Below are 22,393 nucleotides of genomic sequence, written 5' to 3'. Positions count from 1 at the left end.
AGGGGGCGGACTAGACGCTAGAGGCGCGTCCGGGGGTTCCGAGCGCCCTGAGAACCTCCGGCGAGGTCGCCCGCCACGCGGGCCAGCGCGGCCTCAGGGTCGTCGGTCAAGCCCGTCCGGACGGGCAGCGTCTGGAGGGCCGTCGACCGGGTGGCCGTGAGAAAGTGGAACCGCTCCGACGGGGGCAGCCGCCCGATGGGCCCGGCCGCGGGCCCTCCCCGGGCGACCGTCTCGAAGGCGGCGACGGCCCGTGCAAGCAGGTCGCGGTCGAGGCCCAGGCGAGTCGCGGCGTCGGCCGTGTCCCCAAGGGCGCAGCCCAAAAAGCCAGCTTGACGGCAGCTCAGCACGGCGCCCAGCGTCACCGCGTCGCCGGTCGGGACGCTCACCGCACGGACCAGGGCGTAGTCGAACGCTCGGCGCGCGCTCATCGCCGGTACGCGAGTGCCGACGTGTCGGGCGCTTGGGCCTGAGCACGCGCGGCCTCCTCGGCGAACGCGCGGGGCCCGGCGAGCCGCTGGCGGAAGTAGTCGGCGTAGGCGGTGCGGCCCGCCTCGGCGGTCTCGAACGGGGCCTCACGGCCCGGCGGTGCGTCCATGAGCAGTGCGTCCGGCACGGCCGCCAGTGCGTCGGCCACGACCGCCTCGGTCACCAGCGGCGCCAGGCGGCCGTCGGCCGCCAGCAGCGACGCCGCGACCGGCAGCAGCACGTGGTCGCGGATGGCCGGGAACGGCGTCGCGGCGCGCGCGCCGTCGACGGTCGCCCAGTCGTGGTGGAAGTACAGCGCCGCGCCGTGGTCGATGAGCCACAGCGCCGGGCCGTCGTCGCCCCGGGCGACGAGCAGGTTCGGGTTCCGCGCCGTCCGATCGATGTTGGTCGTCAGCGCGTCGAGCCAGACGACGCCCGCCGCCACCTCCGGGTCGACCAAGTCGGCGTGGGCGACGGGGTCGTAGGCGAAGGCGCCCGGCACGAACGCGAGCCCAACGTTAGGGCCCCCGCTGGCGCGCAGGATGTCCTGGATCTCGGGGTCCGGCTCGGCGCGGCCGAACCCCTCCTCCAGCGTCACGACCGAGAGGGCGGGAAGGGGGAGGCCCAGCGCTTCAGCCAGCCGCCCGACGATGACCTCGGCGATCAGCGCCTTCGCGCCCTGCCCCGCGCCCCGGAACTTGACCACGAACAGCCCGCCGTCCGTCTCGACGAGCGCAGGCAGCGAGCCCCCCTCGCGGAGCGGCGTGACGTAGCGGAGGGCGGAGTAGGTCTCGATCACCGGCGGCTCACGGCGCGGCGGCCGTCGGGTTCCGGTGGACTTCCGCTATTGCAGGAACGGCTTGCCCGCCTCGTGCCCGAGGCGCAAAAGGTGGAGCGCCTCGCTCGGCGGATCCCCTCGTCCGCGCGGCACTTTGCGTGTGGCGTTGGGGACCTCACCGAAACGCTCCCGCTCGAATGCCCACGACGCTGTGCGGATCGTCCCCTTAGCTCAGAGACTGTTTGGCGAGGTCCGTCTCCCATCGTTGAGTTATTGCCGCGAAGGCGGGGACCCATCCGTCGGTACTCGGATGGCGCCTCAGCGGCCCACGCCGTCCCTCTCCCAGTAGGAGAGGGGACGCACCGAGGAGGCTGAGTTCTTTCTCAAACGATATCTCAATGAGGGACGGCTTGGATGCCCAGCGCAAGCCGTTTGCGCGTCTGGGCGTGCGGATGCCGGGGGTACGCCCCACCTCGCGCCCGAGGAGGAACGAGTGAGGCGGGCTCCTGCGCCTTACGCCAGCCCGCCCCCGAACCGCCGCAGCAGTGCGAGGAAAAACGGCACTCCGCAGATCGCCGTCAGCACCCCGACCGGCACCTCCTGACCGGGCAGCACGACGCGCGCGGCGAGGTCCGCCAGTAGCAGGAACACCGCCCCGCCCACAAACGCCAGCGGCACCAGCCGCCGGTGCGTGGCCCCCGCCACCAGCCGGACCGCGTGCGGCACGATCAGCCCCACGAACCCGATCACGCCCGCCGACGCCACCAGCACCCCCGTGACCACGGCCGCGAGCGCCACGAGGGCGCGCTTCAGCCCCTCGACGGGCACGCCCAGCGACGCAGCCGCCTCCTCGCCCGTCGTCAACAGGTCGAGCGGCCGCGCCAGCAGCCACAGCCCGCCGCCCGCCGCCAGCGCCACGACGGCTGGCAGCATCGCCCGGTCCCACCGCGCCCCCGCGAGGGATCCGAGCAGCCAGAACAGGACGGCCCGCAGCTTGTCGGGCTCGGGGCTCGCGTAGGTGATGAATGCGGTCACCGAGCCGAGCAGCGCCGACATCGCGACGCCCGCCAGCAACAGCCGCGTCGTCGACAACGTCGGGCCCCGCTTCGCAGCCGCGAACACGGCGAGCACCGCCAGCCACGCCCCGGCCGTCGCCGCGACCGGCATCGACACAGCCCGCGAGACGACGGCCGGCACGAACCCGAGGTAGAACAGCGCCGCCCCCGCGCTCGCGCCCGACGACGCACCCAAGATGTACGGCTCCGCGAGCGGGTTGCGGACGAGGGCCTGCATCGCCACGCCCACGACGGCCAGCCCGCCGCCAACCGACAGCGCCAGGATCGTCCGCGGCACCCGCAGGCTCCACACGATGGTCCGGTCGATGTCCGACCCGCCGCCGGTGAGCGCGGCCCAGACTCTGGCGGGCCCGAGGTCCGCGCTCCCCCAGATCAGGCTCGCGGCCACCGCCAGCCCCGTCGCAGCCAGCAGCAGCGCCCCGATCGCCATCGGCCCCAGCCGCATCGGGCGGGTCGCGGGCAGGGTCGGGGAGGGAGGCACGGTCAGGGGAGGGGCGGGCGGGGACGGAGACTACGCGCCCGTCGGCGGGCGCATCGCGTCAGTCCGGCGTCCGCCCCATTCCTCGCTCCTCTTTTCCCGTTCCCGCGCTCAGGGCACCCGGCGACGAGTCCCCGAACCCACTCTGCGCGCTACGCTGCGCCCGCTGCAAACGCTTCGGGGTGGAGAAGCCGCGCCAGCCGCTCTAGGCCATCCACGAGCCGCGGCCCGGGGCGGCTGATGACGTCCGGGTCGATGCCGTAGACCCGGCGGTTCTGCACGGCGGGCAGCGACAGGAACGCCGGGTGGCGCTCGACCAGGCGGCGTGGGTCGTAGTCGGCGCCCGCGAGCACGAAGATGACCTCGGGCGCCATCTCCAGCACCGCCTCGTCGCTGGGCTGGGCCGCCGCGCCGGGGTAGAGGTCCGTCAGGTTGTCGCCGCCCGCCAGCCGGACCAACTCGCTCGCGTACGAGTCGCGGCCGAAGGCGTACAGCGTCTCGTCGCCGACGACGAGCAGCACGCGGGGCTTGGTGTACGGGCCGACCGCGTCGGCCACGGCGGCGACGCGGCGCTCGAAGGCGGCCGCCACGGCCGCCCCGCCCGACACTGCCAGCAGCGTGTCCAGCGTCCGAAGCGCGCGCGGCACGTCCGCGACCTGGTCGAAGCGGAACAGGTACGTCGGCACCCCGACCGCCGTGAGCGCGTCGGCCGTCTCGCCCGGGTTGACACTCTCGGCCCCGATGGCGAGGGCCGGCGCCAGCGCCACGACGGCCTCCAGGTCGAGCGGGTACGACTGGTAGCGGGGCCGCTCGGCCACGCCCGCCGGGAAGTCGTCGCTGATGGCGACGCCTGCGAGCCGGTCGACCCCCGCCGCGGCGGCCACCAGCTCCGTGATATTGGGCGCCAGCGGCAGGACGGTCCGGGGCGTGGCGTCGAGCGCCACCGTCCGACCCGTGTCGTCGACCACGTCGCCGGGCGCGGGCGGGGCGCAGGCGGCGAGGACTGCCAGCGCGAGGAGGAGAAAGCGGGGCATGGCAGGGGGGCGGGCGCGGCTAAGTTACCCGGGCATGACGGCCCACGTCCTCCTCAACCCCGCGGCGCGCGGCGGCCGCACGCGGTCGTTGGCTGCGCGTATTGGGCGGGCCCTCGTCGAGGCCGGCATCGAGGCCACCATCCGCACGACCGCCGTGCCCGGGGACGCCGAGCGGTGGGCCCGCGAGCTGGGTGCCGAGGGCGCCACCGTCGTCGTCGCGGGCGGCGACGGGACCGTCCACGAGGTGGCCAATGGGCTCGCGGGGACCGCAGGGACGATGGGCGTGATCCCTGTCGGTACCGGGAACGACTACGCGAACGCGCTCGGCATGGCGACGTCGCCCGAGGCGGCCGCCCGCCAACTCGTGACGGCCCGCCCGCGGCCTATCGACGTGGGGCGGCTGGCGTGGACCGATGCCCGCGGGGAGCACCGGCGCGTCGTGGCGAACGCCGTCGGCGCCGGGTTCGACGGCCACGCCGCGGGCATCGCGGGCGAGACGAAGTGGCTCGGCGGCCGGGCCGCCTACCTCGCCGCCGTCTTCCGTACGCTGCGCCAGTGGCCGGCCCTCGCGCCCCACGTCCGCACCGAGGCGGAGGGGGCCGACATCGCCTACGACGGACGCCTGTTCTTGGTCGAGGTCGGTGTCGGCCACTCGGTCGGTGGGGGCTTCCTGCTCACCCCGGACGCCGTCCCCGACGACGGCCTGCTCGACGTCTGCCTCGTCCGCCAGCTCCCGACCGCGCGCGCGCTCCGGCTGCTGCCCTTGACGTTCTCCGGGGGGCACGTCTCGGCGCCGGAGGTCTCGATGGCGCGGACCGTCCGGTTCTCGCTCGCCTCCGACGGCCCCCTCGCGATCCAGGCCGACGGCGAGGTGCTCACCACCGACGCCCGAGCCTTTTCCGTCACCATCGACCCCGACGCGCTGTCCGTGTTCGCGCCCCGCCTCGACACCCGCGACGCGGGGTCGCACTCCAGTGGGCCGTCGTCCCTCGCCGGCTCGGTTCGGCGTCTGTAGGCGGGGCCCAGGTCCCGGCGCCCCTCCGGGCGAAACTCTGGCGGCGCAAGCGTTACGATTCGTACCATCTAGCCCGCCCTGGACGCCTCCTTTCCCCCGGATATGAGCCAGAAACGTATTTATGTCGTCGACGACGACCCCAAGATCGGCGAGCTCTTCGCCAAGGTCCTCACCCGAGACGGGTACGCGACGCAGGGGTTCACCTCCGCCGAGCCCCTGCTCCAGGCCATCGACGACGGAAAGGCCCCGGACCTCGTCCTCACGGACCTGATGATGCCCGACGTGTCGGGGATGGAGTTGATCGAGGCGCTCCGCGAGCGCGGCCTGACGATCCCCGTGATCGTGATGACCGCCCACTCGTCGGTGCAGACGGCCGTAGAGGCGATGCGGCTGGGCGCGTTCCACTACCTCCAGAAGCCCGTCAACCTGGAGGAGATGCGAGCCCTCCTGGCGAAGGCGCTCGACCTCTACGAGGACAAAAAGGAGTTGCAGGAGATCAAGAAGACCCGCAAGAAGAAGCACGACGTAGGCAAGATCCTGGGGACGAGCGACGAGGTCCAGGTCGTCCGCGACACGATCCAGACGCTGGCGGACATCCCGAACACGACCGTCCTCGTGCGTGGCGAGACCGGGACGGGCAAGAACCTGGTGGCCCAGACGCTCCACTACGCCTCGAAGTGGTCGGGCGGGCGGTTCATGGAGATCAACTGCGCCGCGCTCCCGGACAACCTGCTGGAGTCGGAGCTCTTCGGCTACGAGAAGGGGGCCTTTACCGACGCCCGCGCCGCCAAGCCGGGCCTGCTCGAGGTCTCCGACGGCGGGACGCTCTTCCTCGACGAGATCGACTCGATGTCGCTCCCGTTGCAGTCGAAGCTGCTGAGCTTCCTCGAAAGCCGCCAGTTCCGCCGGTTGGGCGGGACGGACGAGATCAAGGTGACGACGCGGATCGTCTGCGCGACGAACGCCAACCTGCAGGAGAAGGTGGCCGAGAAGGCGTTCCGCAAGGACCTGCTCTTCCGGATCAACGTGGTGTCGATCGAGTTGCCCCCGCTCCGCCGGATGGGCCGCGACGCCCTCGCGATCGCCCAGAAGGTGGCGGCGGGCTTCGCCGAGGAGTTCGCCAAGTCGTTCGACGGGTTCACCGAGGGCGCTGAGGAGAAGATGGTCGGGCACTCGTGGCCGGGCAACGTGCGCGAGCTCCGCAACGTCCTGGAGCGGGCCATGATTTTCGCCAAGTCCGCGACGCTCGACGCCTCCGATCTCGTTCTCTTGCAGACCGACGCCTTTGACGGCGCGGCCTCCGACGCGGACACGTTCCGCTACCGCGCGGGCGCCAGCCTCGAAGACCTCGAGTACGAGTACATCAAGCACACGCTCGCCAACAACCGCAACTCGTCGTACTCCGACGTCGCCAAGCTCCTGGGCATCTCGAAGAAGACGCTCTGGGAAAAGCGCAAGCGCTACAACCTCGACGCCGAGATCGAAGAGATGACGGCGTAAGTCGAGGGGCGAACGGGCGGCGTTGACCGTTCCTCGCCGCACTTTCCACGCCGCACACTCCCCATGACCGACCAGCAGAAAGCCGCGCTCGCCGACCGCCTCGCTGGGGCCTCCGGGGCCCCCGCCGCCCCCGCCACGGGCGACCTATCGGCCGCGCTGGAGCGGATGGTCGGCGCCGGCGCCGCCCGCTTCGGCCTGCGCGCCGACGCCACGGGCCCCGCCGACGCCTGCGCCCTGGCCCCGCCGCTGGCGCGGCTGATCGACCACACGGTCTTGAAGCCGGACACGACGGAGGCCGCCATCCGCGAACTCTGCGCCGAAGCTCGGGAGTACTGCTTCGCGTCGGTGTGCGTGAGCCCCGTCTGGGTGCCCGTCGCCGCCGCCGAATTGGCCGGCACGACCCCGATGGTGTGTACCGTCATTGGCTTCCCGCACGGGGCCAACCGGACAGCCGTGAAGGCGTTCGAGACCGAGCAGGCCGTGCGAGACGGGGCCGAGGAGATCGACATGGTGATCGCGATCGCGCTCCTCAAGAGCGAGCGCTACGCCGACGTTGAGGCCGACATCCGCGCAGTCGTGGAGGCCGCTCAGGGCCGCACCGTCAAGGTCATTCTCGAAACGGCGCTGCTGACGGACGAGGAGAAAGTGATCGCGTGTGTGCTGTCGCAGAACGCGGGCGCCGACTTCGTCAAGACCTCGACCGGCTTCGCCTCGTCGGGCGCCAGTCCCCAAGACGTGGCGCTCATGCGGCGGGTCGTGGGCCCGACGATGGGCGTCAAGGCGTCGGGCGGCGTGCGCTCGGCGGAGGACGCCTACGCGATGGTCGAGGCGGGCGCGACGCGGCTCGGCGCCAGCGCGGGCGTTGCTATTTTGAAGGGCCTCACGTCGGACGCCTCGTACTAACGAGCGAGGGGTGGCCCCTCTTCTCGCACCGCTCCCTTCCATGCGCACCGCTCTCCTCGTCGCCCTCAGCCTGTCGTTCGCAGCGTGCTCCGCCGTCGGCCCCGCCGCGCCGGAGGCGCCGCCCGAGACGGGCGAGACCCCGGCGTCGGGCTACCCGGCCTACGAGACCTTCGACCCGGCCGGCTACGATGCGGAGCCGGAGCCGGTCACCGAGGTGGTCCACGATGTGCCGCCGGGCGTGATGGCGGGCCGTGTGGTCGTGCCGACGGAGGCCGGGCCGCCCGCCCCGCAGGACCCGCAGCCGCGCCAGGTGGAGGGCTTCCGCGTCCAGATCTTCTCCGGCTCGACGCGCGCCGCCGCCGAACGCGTTCGCGACGATGCCGTCTCGTGGTGGACCGAGCAGGGCGGCAACCCGCGTGAGCTGGGCGCGATGGTGGCCTACCTCCAGCCGTACTACCGCGTCCGCCTCGGGGCCTTCGCCACGCGCGAGCAGGCGGAGTCGGCGCTGGCGGTGGTCCGCCGCCAGTTCCCCGAGGCGTTCCTCGTGCCGGACTTGGTCACGATCGACGGCTAAGCTCTGGGCGGAAACGCCATGTCGTGATCCTGAGAGGGTCCGAGTCGCCGGCCCGGTCGGGGAGGACGGGCTCCGCGTCGAGGTGGCCGAGCAGCCCATCCGGAGCCAGCGCATCGCCTGCGGAGCGCTTGGTCCGGCGCCTAGCTCCGCTTCATCGCGAAGCCGGCCGCGAGCACGAACAGCGGGCCCCACAAAAACCACGGCCCGCCCGTCGACGCCGCCAGCGTCCCGGCCACCAGGCTGGCGCCCGAGAGCAGGGCCGTCCGTAGGCCGGCCAGCGGCGAGGCTTGGGGGTGGCGCACGCGGGTCTCGATAAACCGGATGCCCTCCGCCAGCAGCGTCGGGCTCTTGACGATCAGGTCCACCAACTCGGGAGCGCCGCGGAAGCTCTCTTTCAACAGCGCGACGGGGTTGAACTGGCTCAAAAAGAGCTTGTTGACGTGCGAGCGGCTGACCTCGGCCACGTCGAAGCCGGGCAACAGCGTCTGCCCGACGCCCTCGAAGGTCACCAGCGCCTTCGTCATCAGCACCATCTCGACGGGGAAGTACATCCGGTACTGCCCCGCCAGCCCGACCGACTCCATGATGAGCTGTCCGACGTTGACCTCGCCGTACTGCTGGGCCCGGTAGAACCGCCGGCACAGTTCGGCGACGGCCCGTTGGAAGCCGCGCGGGTCGGCGTTCTTGCCGGGCTGCGACACGCTCGCGAGGTACCGCGCCGCGTTCTCTGCGTCGCCTGTGACGAGCGAGAAGAAGTAGTACAGCAACGTGCGGCGGAGGTCCCCGTCGAAGAAGCCGACCATGCCGAGGTCGATAAAGCCCACCTTTGGGTGGATCCGGCCGTGGTCGTCGGGCTCGGTGTCGAGCACGAACATGTTGCCCGGGTGCAGGTCCGCGTGGAAGAACCCGTCCTGATAGAGCATCCGGATGATTGCCAGCGCGCCGAGGTCCACGAGCCGCTCTCGGGCGTCGAGGGGGAGGGCGCGGCTCGCCTCGGTGTCCGGCCGGATGCCCCGGAAGCGGCCCATCGTCAGCACGAGCCGCGACGAGTACGCGCGGTAGACCGTCGGGAAGAGGATGTCGGGCTGGTCGGCGAAGTTGAGCGTCATCTGCTCGAGGTTCTCCGCCTCGCGCCGGAGGTCGACCTCCCGGAGCGTGTACTCGGCGAACTCGTCGAGCACTTTCTTGGGCTGGTACCGCGCGAAGAAGACCTGCAGGAAGGAGCCGAAGAAGCCCAGCAGCCGCGCGTCCCGCTTGAGGATGACGTAGATGTGCGGCTTGACGACCTTCAGGATCACGTCGTCGCCCTCGACGGTCGTGGCCGCGTGGATCTGGCCGATCGACGCGCTGCCGAGCGGCTTCGGGTCGATCTCGGTAAACATCTCGTCGACCGGGCGGCCGAGCCCCTTGGCGATCCGGTCGAGGTACTCGGGGAAGGGCATCACCGGGAGCCGGTCGAGCAGGTTCTTGAGCTCCTCGGTGATCGACGGTGGGAGGAGGTCTTCGCGGAGCGCGAGCACCTGGCCGAGCTTGATGTACGTCGGCCCCAGCATCTCTAGCCGCCGCCGCAGCTGCTGCTCGATGGGCAGGCCCCGGATGTCGCGCCGCACGAACGGCTTGACAAAGAACGCCGCCAGCTTGATCAGGAACAGCGGGAAGCCTTTCACCCAGGCAAACTGATCGCGGTCGCGGGCGACGGCGACGGCCGTCCCGTAGACCAGCCCGACGGCGTGGCGTAGCGTCGTGAAGTAGCGTTTGACGAGCGACGGGGGCTCGCCCACGTCCATCACTTCGAAGCCGGCCGCCCGCGCCGCCTCGGTCCCGGGGTCGAGGGCCGGCACGTCCAAGGTCCCGGAGCGGCGGCGCATTCGCGCCAGCCGGCGGAGGTCGGCGGCGACGGCCTGCTCGGTCTCGGCGCGGGGGGTGCGGGGCGAGGGGAGGAGGGACGAGGCCTTGACCGGGCCGGGCGCAGCGCTGGCGTGGACGGTCGCCGTCGGGTTGTTGCCTGCCGGCCCGGGCGGGCGCTCGTCGCCGGCCTCGGGGGTCGCGGCCGTCGCCTGGCCGTCGCCGCCGACCGGCCCGTCCCTTTCTAACGCGGCGCCGGGACCCTCGTCGGCCGTCGGCGCTGAGGCCCCCGCTTCGTCCACGATCTCCGACACGGGCACCGGCTCGCGCGGCCCGGTTCTCGGGTCGAGCGGTGCGTCGTCGGGGGACGGGAGGGGAGAGTCGGCCATGGCCGAGTGTACCGCCGAGGAGGTCGAAGGCTCCGCCTAGACAGCGGCGGTGGGCGCGCGTCGCCAGCGACGGGTGGGACAGGAAAGCCTCGTGCCCCACCGCCCGTGCCGGCCTCAGGCATCCGTAGGGGCCCTAGCGGTTGCGGCCGAACTTCTCGTGGCTCGACACCCAGTCGTTCGACGAGATCGCCGAGGCCAGGCTGATCTCGCCCGCCAGCACCACGCCGGCGATGATCTCGGCCAGCTTGTGGACACGATCCTTCCCGTAACAGTCCATCATCTCCAGGCACTCGCGCTGGGTCGCCAGCCCCACGCCGCCGCCGTAGGTGGCGACGATCAGCGACGGGATCGTGATCGACATGTAGAGGTCGTCGTCGTCGGTGTGCTCGGCGTACAGGATCGCCGCGCTCGACTCGGAGACGTTGGCCACGTCCTGGCCCGTCGCGATGAACATGGCCGTGATGCCGTTCGGCGAGTGCAGCCCGTTGTTGTTGGCGCCCGAGAGCACGGACCCGATGCCGGCGGCGACGCCCCAGTGGTACGCCAGCCCCTTCGGCTCGACCCGCATCACTTCGCGCAGCACGTCCCCGGAGATCTTGCACTCGGCCGTGACCCGCTTGCCGCGCGTCTTCATGATGTTGACCATCGACGCCTTCTTGTCCGTCGCAAAGTTGGACTCGAGGTAGAAGCGCCGGATCGTGTCGTTGTTCTCCAAGATCCACGAGCAGGCCGCGAAGGTGGCCCGGCCGACCATGTTCTGCCCGGCCGCGTCGCCCGTCGTAAAGTTGAAGCGGCTGAACGCGAAGTGGTTCGAGAGGTACGTGTCGATGTTCTTGAGCTTGCCGACGGAGGTGGTCGACTCGGCCTGGCGGGCGATCTCGTCGAAGTTCTCGGCCAGCCACACCTTGAAGTCGCGCGCGCCGCGCGCGTCCTCGAAGATGAAGACCGGGGCCCGCTGCATGCAGTCGTCGGACACGGTGCACTTTACGCCGCCGGACAGGTTGAGCACCTTCATCCCCCGGTTGTAGCTGGCCACGAGCGTGCCCTCGGCGGTCGCCATCGGGATCAGGAACTCGCCCTGGGCGTGCTCCCCGTTGACCAGGAGCGGCCCCGCCACCCCCAGCGGGACCTGCGCGACCCCGATGAAGCTCTCGATGTTGCCCGTCAGGATGTGCGGGTCGAACGAGTGCTTCTTGATGTGCTCGAAGCTGGCACCGGTGTACGCCTCGACGAACGCCTGGCGCTCGGCGATGGCGGCGTCGGAGTAGTCGTCCTGCCGGTCGCGGGGGACCGTCACCCGGTCCGGCCGGGGGGGGGCGATCGAGTCCTTGACCTTGAACTTCAGCGACCCCATGCCCTCGATGGCGAACGCCAGCCGGATCTCGTGGACCCCCTCCTCGCCCGAGACCCCCGGCACGTGGACCGTCACGATCCGGCGGAGCGGGAAGTCGACCGGGTTCGCGGTGGAGATGGAGGTTGCCGGCCGGGTGCTCGCGTCGTCGAGCATGAGCGTGAGCTTCTCGGCCGGAACGGTGATGCCGTCGTAGGTCACACTCTCCAGACCCGTCAGCTTGGCGTCGGTGAGCCGGTTCTTTAGAGTGAAGGCGATCCCCGCATCCGTCGGGGTCAGGCTCCCGTTCGTGTAGAGCTGGCGGAGGACGAGGGACGGGATCTTCATCGGAGGCAGGGGAGGGAGGTGGTGTGAAGCTAGCGTGATCCGTGTGCAGGCGCCGCCGCGAGCGCCGCTGCCACGGCGCGCGTGCGTGGGACGGGAGGGCATGGGGCGCGGACAGCCAGGGAGTCGCCTGGCGCCGACGTCGGCAGGTCACTGCACTGCTCGGCCTGCTCACCCCACCTCGGTCCACATCACGAAGTGCGGGCCGATCTCCGGGATGTCGAACTCCGGCCCGACCGTCGCCAGCCCCAGCCGCTCGTAGAAGGGGACGGCTCCGAGCCGCGCGTTGCACCACAGAAAGCGGCCGCCGCTGTCGCGGATCGCATCGAAGCAGCCTTCGAGCACGAGCCGGCCCAGGCCGCTGCTCCGCGTCGCCGCCGAGGTGGCCATGCCGCGCAAGCGCCACGCCGCGCCGTCGGCGTACGCCGCCTCCGGCAACTCGCCCCAGTGCTCGGCGGGCGGGGCCTCCGCGTAGATCGTGCCCACCCCGTCGGGCTCGGTCGCCCCGTCGCGGAACGCGGCGATGTGGACGGCGACGGTGTCGTCCTGGTCGTAGGTCGCCAGCCGGTCCGTCCAGCCGGGGCGCAAGACGGCGGTGCGCAGGGGACGGACGACGGCGGCGGGGACGCGGCGGACGGACGGCATGGCGGGGTCGGGAGGGCCCGGAAAAGCTAGCGGCGCCAAACCGCTCGCGGCGCCGGGCGTGGGCCGGCGATGGACCTGTTCTCACCCCCGGCCGACCCAGCCGACCTCCGCCAGAAGGCTCTCGCGGCGCACGACGCGCTGTGTGACGCCTACGGCTGCCCCGTTCCGTTCTTCTCTACCAAGGACCCGCTCAGCGAACTCGTCTCGGCGCTGCTGTCGCACCGGACCAAAAACGCCGACAGCGCCCGCGCCTACCGCCGGCTCCGCGAGTGCTTTCCGACGTGGGAGGCCGTCCGCGACGCGTCGACGGACGATGTAGAGGCGGCCATCGCGCCGTGCACGTGGCCTGAACAAAAGGCGCCGCGACTCCAGTCCGTTCTCGAGGCCGTCACCGCCGCCTCCGAGACGGATGGGCTGTCACTCGACGCGCTCGCCGGCTGGCCCGCCGACCGCGCGCGGCGATGGCTCCAGCAGATCAGGGGTATCGGCCCCAAGACGAGCGCGGCCGTCCTGCTCTTTAGCCGCTTGCGCGTGCCGGCCCTCCCGGTCGACAGCCACCACCACCGGGTGGCACAGCGGCTTGGGCTGATCCCGGAGGCCATGCCGGTCGGCCCGTCCCACGACGCGCTCGCGGCGCTCGTGCCCGCCGACTGGGACGCCCAGCAGATCTACGACCACCACGAGGTGTTCATGCTCCATGGGCAGCGGTGCTGCCGCTGGCGGGCGCCCGCGTGCGGCCGGTGCCCGGTCTACGACCTGTGCGTGTGGGAGGGGAAGGGGGCCGGCGGGAACAATGCTTGTTCAAACAAATAACAGGCCGACACCACCCCCCGCACTCTCATGTCAGAGCTCCGCTCCAAGGTCGACGACCTCAACACCCGCATCCTCAACGGCGACATCCTAGGCGCCTTCGAGGACTACTACGCCGACGACATCGTGATGATCGACGCCGGCCAGCCGCCCCGCGAGGGCAAAGAGATCAACCGTCAGTACGAGGAGGTCTTCGTCAATGGCCTCACCGAGTTCCGTGGCGCCAAGGTCAAGGCGGTCGCCGTCGACGAGGACAAGGGCAAGGCGCTCGTCGAATGGCACTTCGACTTTACGCACGCCGACTTCGGCTCGCAGACGTACGACCAGGTCGCCGTGCAGACTTGGGAGGACGGCCAGATCGTCGAGGAGCGCTTCTACAAGCTGTAAGCAAGGCCACCAGGGATGGGGAACGGGCAGACCTCGAGTTCGCCTTCGCCCTCCACGTCCTCGTCGCGGCTCCGACATAGATACCGCCCGCTTCGGCACCTCGCCGGGGCGGGCGGTCAGTTTGCGGCGAGCCTCCTCGGCTCGGCCCCCATTCATCGTCTCCACCTCCCGGCGCAGGTGGCACCCCAACTGGCTAGCGCCGAGAGCGCCTAGTAGGGCGGGTTGAGCGTCTCCGGATCGGCGGGCGTGTTCTGAAGCTCCCAGTCCTCGAACCGGGCCAGGTCGTCGCGGACGGCCTTCATGATGTAGGCCACGACCACGGCATCGTCCAAGAATCCGGTGCCCAGGATGAAGTCCGGGATCAGGTCCGCGGGCGTCACGAAGTAGAGGAGCCCGGCCGCGATGAACATGATGCTCTTCCAGGGGAGGTGTCGGTAGTCGCCCCGGGCGACGGCCGAGCCGAGCCGCGTCAGCCGGGGGACGTCGTCCCGCAAGGTGCCCAAGCGCGAGCGGTCGTCGCGGAGCTGGGCCTGGGCGCGGCGGATGACCGCGCGGAGCCGGCTGGGGTTGTCGGCGAGGTCTTCGGCGTCTTCACTGACGAGGCGGAGGCCACGCTTGGCGGTCGTACGGTCGGACTTGGACACAGCGACGGTGGGAGAGAGAGGGCAACGTACGGCGAGCCTCGAACGGGGTTGCCGGACGGCTCGTGTCCGAGCCACGTCCGGGACGGCTCCCCGCTACCTTCACGGCTCACTCCTCCGCTCCGATGCGCGCTCTCGTTCTCGCCCTCGTCCTCGCCGCCCCCGTGCTGGCGCAGAATGTCGACCCCGTCGTTCACCTCCCGAACACCGTCGCCCCGACGCCCGCCGCCGAGCGGCTCGTCGTCCCCGACGCCGTCAGCCCGCTGGCGGAGATCCCGTTCCGCTCCGTCGGCCCGACCGTGATGAGCGGCCGCGTGGCCGCCGTCGAGGGCAAGCCCGGCGACCCGTCGACGATGATCGTCGCCTACGCCTCCGGCGGCGTGTGGAAAACGACGACGGGCGGCGCCAGCTTCGAGCCGCTCTTCGACGACATGCCCACCATCACCGTCGGCGCGCTCGCGGTCGACTGGGCCGACGCCGAGGGAGACGGGCCCACGATCTGGGTCGGGACCGGCGAGGCGAATTCGTCGCGGTCGTCGTACGCCGGGACGGGCGTCTACCGGAGCACCGACGGCGGCGACACTTGGGCCCACCTCGGGCTGGCGGAGACCCACCACATCGGCAAGATCGTGCTCGGCGAGGCCCCCGGTCACGCCGTCGTCGCGGCCGTCGGCCACCTGTACTCCCCGAACCCCGAGCGCGGCGTCTACCGCACGACGGACGGCGGCGCCAGCTGGTCGCATACCCTCTCCCTCGACGGCGACACGGGCGCCATCGACCTCGCCCAGGACGCCAGCGGACGGCTCTACGCGGCCACGTGGACGCGCTCGCGCCGGGCGTGGGACTTCCGCGAGGGCGGCCCCGGCTCGGCGATCTGGGCGTCCGACGACGACGGCGCCTCATGGAGCCGCCTGACGACCGAAGGCTCGGGCTTCCCGACCGGAGCGACGGTCGGCCGCATCGGCGTCGCCACGCACGGGACGACGGTCTGGGCCGTCGTCGACAACCAGGCGCGGCGGCCGGACGAGGACGACCCCGACGCCCCGGCCGTCACCCGCGACGTGCTGCGGACCATCTCGCGCGACGCCTTCCTCGCGCTCGCCGAGGAGGACCTCAACGCCTTCCTCGACGCCAACAACGTCCCCTACAGCTACACCGCCGAGAGCATCCTCGAGGACGTCCGCGAAGGCCGCATCACCCCGGCCGACCTCGTCGCCTTTTTGGAAGACGCCAACGCCCAGCTCTTCGACACGCCCGTCGTCGGCGCCGAGGTATACCGCTCCGACGACGGCGGCGCCTCGTGGACGCGCACGCACGACGGCCCGATCGACGACTTGTTCTACTCGTACGGCTACTACTTCTCCGTCCTGCGCGTCGACCCGCACGACGCCGACCGCCTCTACGTGATGGGCGTCCCACTCGTCGGCTCCGTCGACGGCGGCGCGACGTGGCAGCGCGCCGACGAGGACCACGTCCACGTCGACCACCACGACCTGTGGCTCGACCCCACGCGTCCCGGCTACGCCATCTCGGGCAACGACGGCGGCCTCAACGTGACGTATGACGGCGGCGCCTCGTGGACCAAGCTCAACCGCCCGGCCGTCGGCCAGTTCTACACCGTCGCCGTCGACAACGCCGAGCCGTACAACGTCTACGGCGGGCTCCAGGACAACGGCGTCTGGGTCGGCCCGAGCGACTACGACGCCGGGGAGGGCTGGCGGGCGGAGGGCGAGTACCCGTATCGGCGCCTGCTCGGCGGCGACGGGATGCAGATCCAGGTCGACGACCGCGACGGGACGGTGTACACCGGCTTCCAGTTCGGCAACTACTTCCGCACGAACCGGAGTGGGGAGGGCCGGGCCGAGCGGATCGTGCCCCAGCACGAGCTCGGCGAGCGCCCCTATCGGTGGAACTGGCAGGCGCCGATCTGGCTCTCGCGCCACGCCCCGGACGTGCTGTACTTCGGGTCCAACAAGGTCCACCGCTCGCTCGACCGGGGCGAGACGTGGGAGACCATGTCCGACGACCTGACCGGGGGCGGCCGCCCCGGCGACGTGCCCTACGGGACGCTGACCACGCTCCACGAGTCGCCGCTCGAGTTCGGCCTGCTGGCGGCCGGCACCGACGACGGCCGGGTGTGGACGAGCCGCGACGGGGGCAAGAGCTGGCAGGACCGCTCGGCCGGCCTCCCCGCCGACCTGTGGGTGAGCCGCGTCGAACTCTCCGGCCACGACCGGGACCGGCTCGTCGTCGCCCTCAACGGCTACCGCTGGGACCACTTCGACAGCCACGTCTTCGCCTCCGACGACCTGGGGCGCACGTGGGCGCGGCTCGGCACCGACCTGCCCGCCGAGCCGGTCAACGTGGCCAAGGAGGACCCGCACAACCCCGACGTGCTCTACGTCGGGACCGACGGCGGGCTCTACGTCTCGCTCGACCGGGGCGCGAGCTTCGCGCCCTTCCACGGCCAGCGCGCGCGCGAGCCGGAGGCGCCCGGCCCGTTCGACGCGGTGGGGGAGGGCTCCACGCTTCCCCGCGTCCCCGTCCACGACCTCGTCGTCCAGGCCCGCGACCGCGACCTCGTCGTCGGCACGCACGGCCGCTCGATCTGGATCGCCGACACCGGGCCCATCGCCGACCTCACCGCCGAGGTCCGCGCGAGCGCCGTCCACGTCTTCGCGCCCGACACGACGCGCCACCGCGACGACTGGGGGACGATCGGCTACACGTGGTCCGATCCCCGCGAGCCCGGGGTCGACATCGCGTACTGGTCCGCCGCCAGCGGGTCCGCGACGGTCCGCATCCTCGACGCCGACGGCGACGCCGTCCACACGTTCGCCGACGCCGCCGACCCCGGCCTCAACCTGACGACGTACGCCCTGCTGGCGGACCGCGCGCTTTCGGACGACGCCGAGGCCGGCGAGGACACGGGCGCGTTCTACCTCGTCCCCGGCGAGTACGTCGTCGAGGTCCGCGTGGGCCGGGCGACGGCGACCGCGCCGCTCGTCGTCGAGGCCGCCCCGCCGCCGCGCAGCCGCGCTCGCAAGAAGGCGCCCTGAGTTTGGACGCCAGGGGAGCAGGAGCCAGGAGCGCGGGGTGCGGTGCCAAGGGCACGGGCACCCGGTTTTCCTGGGATGTCCCCCCCCGACCCGCCCGGGGACAATCCCCGGCGCGCCGAGTAGGACGCCAGCCCCGCCCCCACGACATGTCCCCCTCCGTCCGCCTCCGCGTCCTCTGGGAGCGCTATGTCGCTCCATCGCGGGCTGAGCGCGACCCCGGCTTCCGCGCCGTGCTCGACGGGGCGACGGTCATCGGCTTGCGGGTGGCCGGGCTGTTCGGGATCGTGGCGCTCGTCGGCGTCGGGCTGGCGGTCGTGGTGACGAGCGTGCTCGGCGGGGGCGGCGTCGGCGACATGGGCGAGTCGGCGACCCAGATCGGGGAGGCGCTCTCCGACAAGCTGTTTGTGTACGCCGCGGCGGCCGTGTTCTTTGTCGTCGCTCGGTTTCGGCCGGGGCTCGTGCTCGGCCGCTGGCTCGTGGCCATGTTCGTGCTCGTCGGCTCGCTGGTGATCACGTGGGAAGAGCTCGTCCGGGGGGACCTCGAGTTCATGGCCGCGTGGCTGTCGCTGCTGCTGCTATTCACCGTCGGGACGGTCCCGTTCCAGCCGATCCAGACGATGCTGCTCGGCGGCCTGATCACCGTGCTCCACACCGGCGCGCTGGCGCTGGCGGGTACGACGGGCTCGCTGGTCGACGCCGGAGAAGCCGTCCGCCGACTGTCGTTCCTGCTGCTCGTCACGTTCTTGTCGACCGCGATGAGCGCGGCGTTGTACGCGGGACGCCGGGGGCAGTATCGGGGCACGCTGCGGCTGGCGCGACTGCGCGACCGGTTGGCGGCACGCGGCGAGTTGCTGGAAGCGCGCGGTGCGGAACTCGAAAACCAGCAGGCCGAGCTGACGGCCTCGCTGGCCCGGCTGGAGGCCGCGCAGACACGCTTGGTGCAGCAGGAGAAGATGGCCTCGCTGGGGCAGCTCACGGCCGGCGTCGCCCACGAGCTGAAGAACCCGCTCAACTTCGTCAACAACTTCGCCCAGCTCCTGGTGGAACTGCTGGACGACTTCGAGGAGGAGGTCCGCGAGATCCCCGAGCGCCCGGTAGCCGAGGCCCTCGACGGCTCGGCCGACCTGCTCGACGACATGCGGTCGAACGCGCTCAAGATCCGCGAGCACGGCCGCCGCGCCGACGGCATCATCCGGTCGATGCTGGCGCACAGCCGGGCGCAGCCGGGCCCCAGCCGGGAGGCGCCGCTAAACAGCCTGCTCAAGGAGTACGTCGGGCTGGCGTATCACGGGATGCGCGCCGAGCACTCCGGCTTCAACGTCGAGCTGGACCTCGACCTCGACGAGGCCGTCGGGACGGTCGTGATGGTGCCCGAGGAGATGGGCCGCGTCTTCCTCAACCTGCTCGACAACGCGCTCCAGGCCCTCCGCCAGAAGGCGGGCGAGGTGCCCGGGTTCGCGCCCGTGCTCCGCGTGGAGTCGCGGCCGTGGGGCAAGGGCGCGCGCGTCCGCATCACCGACAACGGCCCGGGCATCCCTGAGGCCGCCCGGACCAAGATCTTCGAGCCGTTCTTCACCACCAAGCCGACCGGTGAGGGCACCGGGCTCGGCCTGTCGCTGGCGTATGAGATCGTCGTCCACGGGCACGGAGGAGAGCTGTCCGTGGAGACGGTGGAAGGGGAGGGGACCACGTTCACCGTCGGGCTGACCGGGCAGGCCCCGGCCCAGACGGCCCACACAGCCGTGCGCGAGACGATCTCGTGAGGCCACGGTACGGACCTCGTCGCCAGCACGTCCACGCTCTCGGGTCCGGCACTGCTGGGTGTTCACCCTCACGCTGAGACTCTCCCGCCCACTCAGGATGGCGGTCCGGTGAGTGTTCGCATCAGGCCTAGTCGCAGGCCGTGGCCCAGCCTGATGCTGCCCTTCACGCCCGCCCGAAGCCGGCTGCTCGTCAACCGAGACATTGGACGACGGTCCGCTCTCGCAGGCTCCAGACGCGCGGACGAGTCGGCGAACGTGGTCGGTGCGCCAGGCGCAGCGACGTTGCCCTGCGTCTATTGCGATATGTAAGGAGACCGGCGCGACTCAAAAAAAGCGGCCGTCGCAGCGATGCAACGGCCGCTTCCGCGTTCCGATAAAGTGCCCGGGACTGGACTCGAACCAGCACGGATTTTACTCCACACGCCCCTCAAGCGTGCGTGTCTACCAATTTCACCACCCGGGCAGGGTGCGCGCAAGGCGCCAAAAAGAACGCGGTCGAGGTGTGACTCCGGTAGGGCTCGAACCTACGACCCGCTGGTTAAAAGCCAGCTGCTCTGCCAACTGAGCTACGGAGCCAGAGGAGGGGCTCGCGCCTCTCCGGCGGGCAGACGACCAAACTAGGCACCCGCCGGGCCCGTGGGCAACGGGCCCGTGTGGAGCGGCGGCAAAGACGATCACTATTGGTCCGACTCGCCCGCGACGTCTCGCGGCCTTGATGGCCAGGCGTTCCGGGCCCCGGGGCGTCCGCGTCGAATCGTGCCAGCGCTTGCGAACGCCGGCCTCGCGCGTCGTGATACCCGGTTGCTCTCCTGAGCACCGCTCTCGATGGGCTCGGCCGCGAGAAATTGGTGGAGGGGTGAACCCGTCGCGGCGCGCTCCGATACCTTGGCGCCCCCCCCACCCCCCGGACTCCCCCATGAACCTCGCCGTCGTCGGAACTGGATACGTAGGGCTCGTCTCGGGCGTCTGCTTCGCCGAGATGGGCAACGACGTCGTGTGCGTCGACATCGACGCCGGCAAGGTCGAGTCCCTCCGCGACGGCCGGCTCACCATCTACGAGCCCGGGCTCGAGGTCTACTTCGACCGGGGCCGCCGCGAGGACCGGCTCCGCTTCACGACCGACCTGGCCGACGCGGTCCGCCACGCCGAGACGGTCTTCCTGGCCCTCCCGACCCCCCCGGGCGAGGGCGGCGCGGCCGACTTGCGCTACGTCTTGGGCGTGGCCGACGACCTCGGCCGGATGCTCGCCGGCGCCAAGGCGGCCGACGGGACCGGCTGGGGGTACAAGGTCGTCGTGGACAAGAGCACCGTCCCGGTCGGGACGGCCGGCCGGGTCACGGCGGCCATCGCCGCGCACGGGCTCGAGGAGGGGGCCGACTTCGACGTGGTCTCGAACCCCGAGTTCTTGCGCGAGGGCGTGGCCGTCGAGGACTTCATGAAGCCCGAGCGCGTCGTGGTCGGGACCGGGTCCGACCGGGCGGCCGACGTGATGCGCCGGCTCTACGAGCCGTTCGTCCGGTCGGGCAACCCGATCCTCGTCATGGACGAGCCGTCGGCCGAGATGACGAAGTACGCGGCCAACGCCATGCTCGCCACCAAGATCACGTTCATGAACGAGATCGCCAACCTGTGCGAGCGGGTCGGGGCCGACGTCGACAAGGTCCGGCGGGGGATCGGGACCGACTCGCGGATCGGGCCGAAGTTCTTGTACGCCGGGATCGGGTTCGGGGGGAGCTGCTTCCCGAAGGACGTCCAGGCCCTCCACCGGACGGCCCGGGAGGCGGGGTACGAGTTCGAGATCTTGGACGCCGTGCTCCGGGTCAACGACGCGCAGCGGAAGTCGATGGTGCCCCGCGTGGTCGGGGCCATCGGGACCGGCGGGTCGCTGGCCGGCAAGACGGTCGCGGTGTGGGGCCTGGCGTTCAAGCCGCACACCGACGACGTCCGGGAGGCCCCGGCCCACGTGATCATCCGGGAGCTGGTCCGGTTGGGGGCGGACGTGGTGGCGTTCGACCCCGAGGCGCGGGGGACGACCGAGGCGGCGTTCGGGCGGGACCCGGTGGCGGGCCCGGGCACGCTGGCGTACGCGGACCGGGCGTACGGGGCGGTCGAGGGGGCCGACGCGCTGGTCATCGCGACGGAGTGGCCGGAGTTCCGGCGGCCCGACCTCGCCCGGGTCCGGGCCCTGATGAACGCGGGCCCGGACGGGTACCCGGTCGTGTTCGACGGCCGGAACGTGTACGAGCCGGGGCGGATGGCGGGGGCCGGGTTCGCGTACCACTCCGTGGGCCGACCGTTCATCGAGCCCACCCCGGACGATAGCTAGGACACCTGCTCGCGGGGGCGTCTGCCTCCCGTTCTCTCACGCCCGCTCCCGACGCTCGCCAACATGCCCCGCACCCTCATCACCGGCGGCGCCGGATTCCTCGGCTCCCACCTGTGCGACCGCTTTGTCGCCGAAGGCCACGACGTGGTGTGCCTCGACAACTTTATTACGGGCAATCCGGAGAACGTCGCGCATTTGGTCGGCCACCCGGGCTTCGAGATCTTGCGCCACGACATCTCGACGTTCACGTACGTCGCCGGGCCGGTCGACAACGTGCTCCACTTTGCGAGCCCCGCCAGCCCCATCGACTACCTGAGGCTGCCGATCCAGACGTTGAAGGTGGGCAGCCTCGGGACGCACAACGCACTCGGGCTGGCGAAGGCCAAGGGTGCCCGGTTCTTGCTGGCGTCGACGAGCGAGGTCTACGGCGACCCCCAGATCCACCCGCAGCCCGAAACGTACTGGGGCCACGTCAACCCGGTCGGCAGCCGGGGCGTGTACGACGAGGCCAAGCGGTTCGCCGAGGCCATCACGATGGCGTACCACCGCTACCACGGCGTCGAGACGCGCATCGTCCGCATCTTCAACACCTACGGCGAGCGGATGCGGCTCGACGACGGCCGCGCCCTCCCCGCGTTCATGGGGCAGGCGCTCCGGGGCGAGCCGATCACCGTCTTCGGCGACGGCTCCCAGACCCGCAGCTTCCAGTACGTCGACGACCTGATCGAGGGGCTCTGGCGGCTGCTCCACTCCGACGAGTCCGACCCGGTCAACATCGGCAACCCGGACGAGGTCTCGATCCGAGAGTTCGCCGAGGAAGTGGTTGCGCTCACGGGCTCGGACTCCACGATCACCTTCCATGACCTGCCCGCCGACGACCCGCAGGTCCGCCAGCCGGACATCACGCGGGCGCGCGAGATCTTGGGCTGGACGCCCCAGGTGGACCGTGCCGACGGGCTCGCGAGGACGCTCGACTACTTCCGCCAGCGGGTCGCCGAGGAAGCGTAGCGGGCTGGCTCGCATCGACCGG

The 22,393-nt window shown here is 71.4% G+C and carries 18 protein-coding genes and 2 tRNA genes; 10 read left to right on the top strand and 10 right to left on the bottom strand.

Features of this window, described 5'->3' with window-relative positions; genetic code table 11:
• Positions 1-17: 17 nt before the first annotated feature.
• From ACLII4_RS14085 to ACLII4_RS14070, 4 genes are all read right to left on the bottom strand, one after another.
• Complete coding sequence (locus ACLII4_RS14085) at positions 18-428, bottom strand: DUF3037 domain-containing protein (RefSeq protein ID WP_412068033.1); 411 nt, start codon at positions 426-428, stop codon at positions 18-20.
• A complete protein-coding gene (locus ACLII4_RS14080) occupies positions 425-1,261 on the bottom strand; it encodes a HipA family kinase (protein ID WP_412070570.1) in 837 nt (278 codons plus the stop codon). Before ACLII4_RS14080 ends, ACLII4_RS14085 begins: the two co-directional genes overlap by 4 nt.
• 495 nt (positions 1,262-1,756) lie before the next feature.
• Entirely contained in the window at positions 1,757-2,800 is a 1,044-nt protein-coding gene (locus tag ACLII4_RS14075) for a FecCD family ABC transporter permease (protein ID WP_412068032.1), read from the bottom strand.
• Between the two features lie 149 nt (positions 2,801-2,949).
• Entirely contained in the window at positions 2,950-3,831 is an 882-nt protein-coding gene (locus ACLII4_RS14070; RefSeq protein WP_412068031.1) for an ABC transporter substrate-binding protein, read from the bottom strand.
• 34 nt (positions 3,832-3,865) lie between these two features.
• Here ACLII4_RS14070 and ACLII4_RS14065 point away from each other — a divergent pair, with 34 nt between their 5' ends.
• The 4 genes from ACLII4_RS14065 to ACLII4_RS14050 all read left to right on the top strand — a co-directional run bounded on the left by ACLII4_RS14065 (position 3,866) and on the right by ACLII4_RS14050 (position 7,823).
• Positions 3,866-4,846 (top strand): diacylglycerol/lipid kinase family protein, encoded by a 981-nt coding sequence (locus tag ACLII4_RS14065; protein ID WP_412068030.1) that lies wholly within the window; start codon positions 3,866-3,868, stop codon positions 4,844-4,846.
• A gap of 102 nt (positions 4,847-4,948) precedes the next feature.
• Positions 4,949-6,346 carry a sigma-54-dependent transcriptional regulator gene (locus tag ACLII4_RS14060; RefSeq protein ID WP_412068029.1) on the top strand — a complete coding sequence of 466 codons (1,398 nt, stop codon included), beginning with the start codon at positions 4,949-4,951 and terminating at the stop codon, positions 6,344-6,346.
• Between the two features lie 234 nt (positions 6,347-6,580).
• Entirely contained in the window at positions 6,581-7,249 is a 669-nt protein-coding gene (gene deoC / locus ACLII4_RS14055) for a deoxyribose-phosphate aldolase (protein ID WP_412070569.1), read from the top strand.
• 40 nt (positions 7,250-7,289) lie between these two features.
• Entirely contained in the window at positions 7,290-7,823 is a 534-nt protein-coding gene (locus tag ACLII4_RS14050) for an SPOR domain-containing protein (protein ID WP_412068028.1), read from the top strand.
• A gap of 140 nt (positions 7,824-7,963) precedes the next feature.
• On the opposite strand, the gene ACLII4_RS14045 is transcribed toward ACLII4_RS14050, so the two are convergent.
• The 3 genes from ACLII4_RS14045 to ACLII4_RS14035 all read right to left on the bottom strand — a co-directional run bounded on the left by ACLII4_RS14045 (position 7,964) and on the right by ACLII4_RS14035 (position 12,377).
• Positions 7,964-10,057 carry an AarF/UbiB family protein gene (locus ACLII4_RS14045; RefSeq protein ID WP_412068027.1) on the bottom strand — a complete coding sequence of 698 codons (2,094 nt, stop codon included), beginning with the start codon at positions 10,055-10,057 and terminating at the stop codon, positions 7,964-7,966.
• 133 nt (positions 10,058-10,190) lie between these two features.
• Entirely contained in the window at positions 10,191-11,735 is a 1,545-nt protein-coding gene (locus tag ACLII4_RS14040) for a hydroxymethylglutaryl-CoA reductase (protein ID WP_412068026.1), read from the bottom strand.
• 168 nt (positions 11,736-11,903) lie between these two features.
• On the bottom strand, positions 11,904-12,377 hold the full coding sequence (locus ACLII4_RS14035; protein WP_412068025.1) for a GNAT family N-acetyltransferase: 474 nt from the start codon (positions 12,375-12,377) through the stop codon (positions 11,904-11,906).
• Between the two features lie 69 nt (positions 12,378-12,446).
• Between ACLII4_RS14035 and ACLII4_RS14030 the strand changes: the two genes are divergently transcribed.
• Positions 12,447-13,190 (top strand): endonuclease III domain-containing protein, encoded by a 744-nt coding sequence (locus tag ACLII4_RS14030; RefSeq protein WP_412068024.1) that lies wholly within the window; start codon positions 12,447-12,449, stop codon positions 13,188-13,190.
• 27 nt (positions 13,191-13,217) lie between these two features.
• The gene (locus ACLII4_RS14025) at positions 13,218-13,574 is read left to right on the top strand and encodes a nuclear transport factor 2 family protein (protein WP_412068023.1); all 357 of its coding nucleotides are present in this window, start codon (positions 13,218-13,220) and stop codon (positions 13,572-13,574) included.
• Between the two features lie 209 nt (positions 13,575-13,783).
• On the opposite strand, the gene ACLII4_RS14020 is transcribed toward ACLII4_RS14025, so the two are convergent.
• Positions 13,784-14,218 (bottom strand): DUF1232 domain-containing protein, encoded by a 435-nt coding sequence (locus ACLII4_RS14020; RefSeq protein ID WP_412068022.1) that lies wholly within the window; start codon positions 14,216-14,218, stop codon positions 13,784-13,786.
• A 122-nt stretch (positions 14,219-14,340) separates the two neighbouring features.
• Here ACLII4_RS14020 and ACLII4_RS14015 point away from each other — a divergent pair, with 122 nt between their 5' ends.
• Both ACLII4_RS14015 and ACLII4_RS14010 read left to right on the top strand, forming a co-directional pair.
• Positions 14,341-17,274: a WD40/YVTN/BNR-like repeat-containing protein gene (locus tag ACLII4_RS14015; RefSeq protein WP_412068021.1), complete on the top strand. Its 2,934-nt coding sequence runs from the start codon at positions 14,341-14,343 to the stop codon at positions 17,272-17,274.
• 146 nt (positions 17,275-17,420) lie between these two features.
• Entirely contained in the window at positions 17,421-19,037 is a 1,617-nt protein-coding gene (locus ACLII4_RS14010; RefSeq protein ID WP_412068020.1) for a sensor histidine kinase, read from the top strand.
• Positions 19,038-19,416: 379 nt separating this feature from the next.
• Here ACLII4_RS14010 and ACLII4_RS14005 read toward each other — a convergent pair.
• Both ACLII4_RS14005 and ACLII4_RS14000 read right to left on the bottom strand, forming a co-directional pair.
• Positions 19,417-19,500, bottom strand: a tRNA-Leu gene (locus ACLII4_RS14005).
• Positions 19,501-19,540: 40 nt separating this feature from the next.
• A tRNA-Lys gene (locus tag ACLII4_RS14000) sits at positions 19,541-19,613 on the bottom strand.
• Between the two features lie 340 nt (positions 19,614-19,953).
• Between ACLII4_RS14000 and ACLII4_RS13995 the strand changes: the two genes are divergently transcribed.
• Both ACLII4_RS13995 and ACLII4_RS13990 read left to right on the top strand, forming a co-directional pair.
• A complete protein-coding gene (locus tag ACLII4_RS13995) occupies positions 19,954-21,363 on the top strand; it encodes a UDP-glucose dehydrogenase family protein (RefSeq protein ID WP_412068019.1) in 1,410 nt (469 codons plus the stop codon).
• 63 nt (positions 21,364-21,426) lie between these two features.
• Positions 21,427-22,371, top strand: a complete 945-nt coding sequence (locus ACLII4_RS13990; protein WP_412068018.1) for a UDP-glucuronic acid decarboxylase family protein — start codon at positions 21,427-21,429, stop codon at positions 22,369-22,371.
• Positions 22,372-22,393: the final 22 nt, after the last annotated feature.

Source organism: Rubrivirga aquatilis, from assembly GCF_046845665.1.
Taxonomy (GTDB): domain Bacteria; phylum Bacteroidota; class Rhodothermia; order Rhodothermales; family Rubricoccaceae; genus Rubrivirga.
The sequence above is the reverse complement of the archived record's forward strand: the minus strand, read 5'-3'. Positions and strand labels throughout refer to the sequence as shown.

Bases quoted from the DNA above. Each gene is read 5' to 3' on its own strand.
- ACLII4_RS14085 (WP_412068033.1), bottom strand. From the start codon at position 428: ATGAGCGCGCGCCGAGCGTTCGACTACGCCCTGGTCCGTGCGGTGAGC.
- ACLII4_RS14070 (WP_412068031.1), bottom strand. From the start codon at position 3,831: ATGCCCCGCTTTCTCCTCCTCGCGCTGGCAGTCCTCGCCGCCTGCGCC.
- ACLII4_RS14065 (WP_412068030.1), top strand. From the start codon at position 3,866: ATGACGGCCCACGTCCTCCTCAACCCCGCGGCGCGCGGCGGCCGCACG.
- ACLII4_RS14060 (WP_412068029.1), top strand. From the start codon at position 4,949: ATGAGCCAGAAACGTATTTATGTCGTCGACGACGACCCCAAGATCGGC.
- ACLII4_RS14050 (WP_412068028.1), top strand. From the start codon at position 7,290: ATGCGCACCGCTCTCCTCGTCGCCCTCAGCCTGTCGTTCGCAGCGTGC.
- ACLII4_RS14045 (WP_412068027.1), bottom strand. From the start codon at position 10,057: ATGGCCGACTCTCCCCTCCCGTCCCCCGACGACGCACCGCTCGACCCG.
- ACLII4_RS14040 (WP_412068026.1), bottom strand. From the start codon at position 11,735: ATGAAGATCCCGTCCCTCGTCCTCCGCCAGCTCTACACGAACGGGAGC.
- ACLII4_RS14035 (WP_412068025.1), bottom strand. From the start codon at position 12,377: ATGCCGTCCGTCCGCCGCGTCCCCGCCGCCGTCGTCCGTCCCCTGCGC.
- ACLII4_RS14030 (WP_412068024.1), top strand. From the start codon at position 12,447: ATGGACCTGTTCTCACCCCCGGCCGACCCAGCCGACCTCCGCCAGAAG.
- ACLII4_RS14025 (WP_412068023.1), top strand. From the start codon at position 13,218: ATGTCAGAGCTCCGCTCCAAGGTCGACGACCTCAACACCCGCATCCTC.
- ACLII4_RS14015 (WP_412068021.1), top strand. From the start codon at position 14,341: ATGCGCGCTCTCGTTCTCGCCCTCGTCCTCGCCGCCCCCGTGCTGGCG.
- ACLII4_RS14010 (WP_412068020.1), top strand. From the start codon at position 17,421: ATGTCCCCCTCCGTCCGCCTCCGCGTCCTCTGGGAGCGCTATGTCGCT.
- ACLII4_RS13995 (WP_412068019.1), top strand. From the start codon at position 19,954: ATGAACCTCGCCGTCGTCGGAACTGGATACGTAGGGCTCGTCTCGGGC.
- ACLII4_RS13990 (WP_412068018.1), top strand. From the start codon at position 21,427: ATGCCCCGCACCCTCATCACCGGCGGCGCCGGATTCCTCGGCTCCCAC.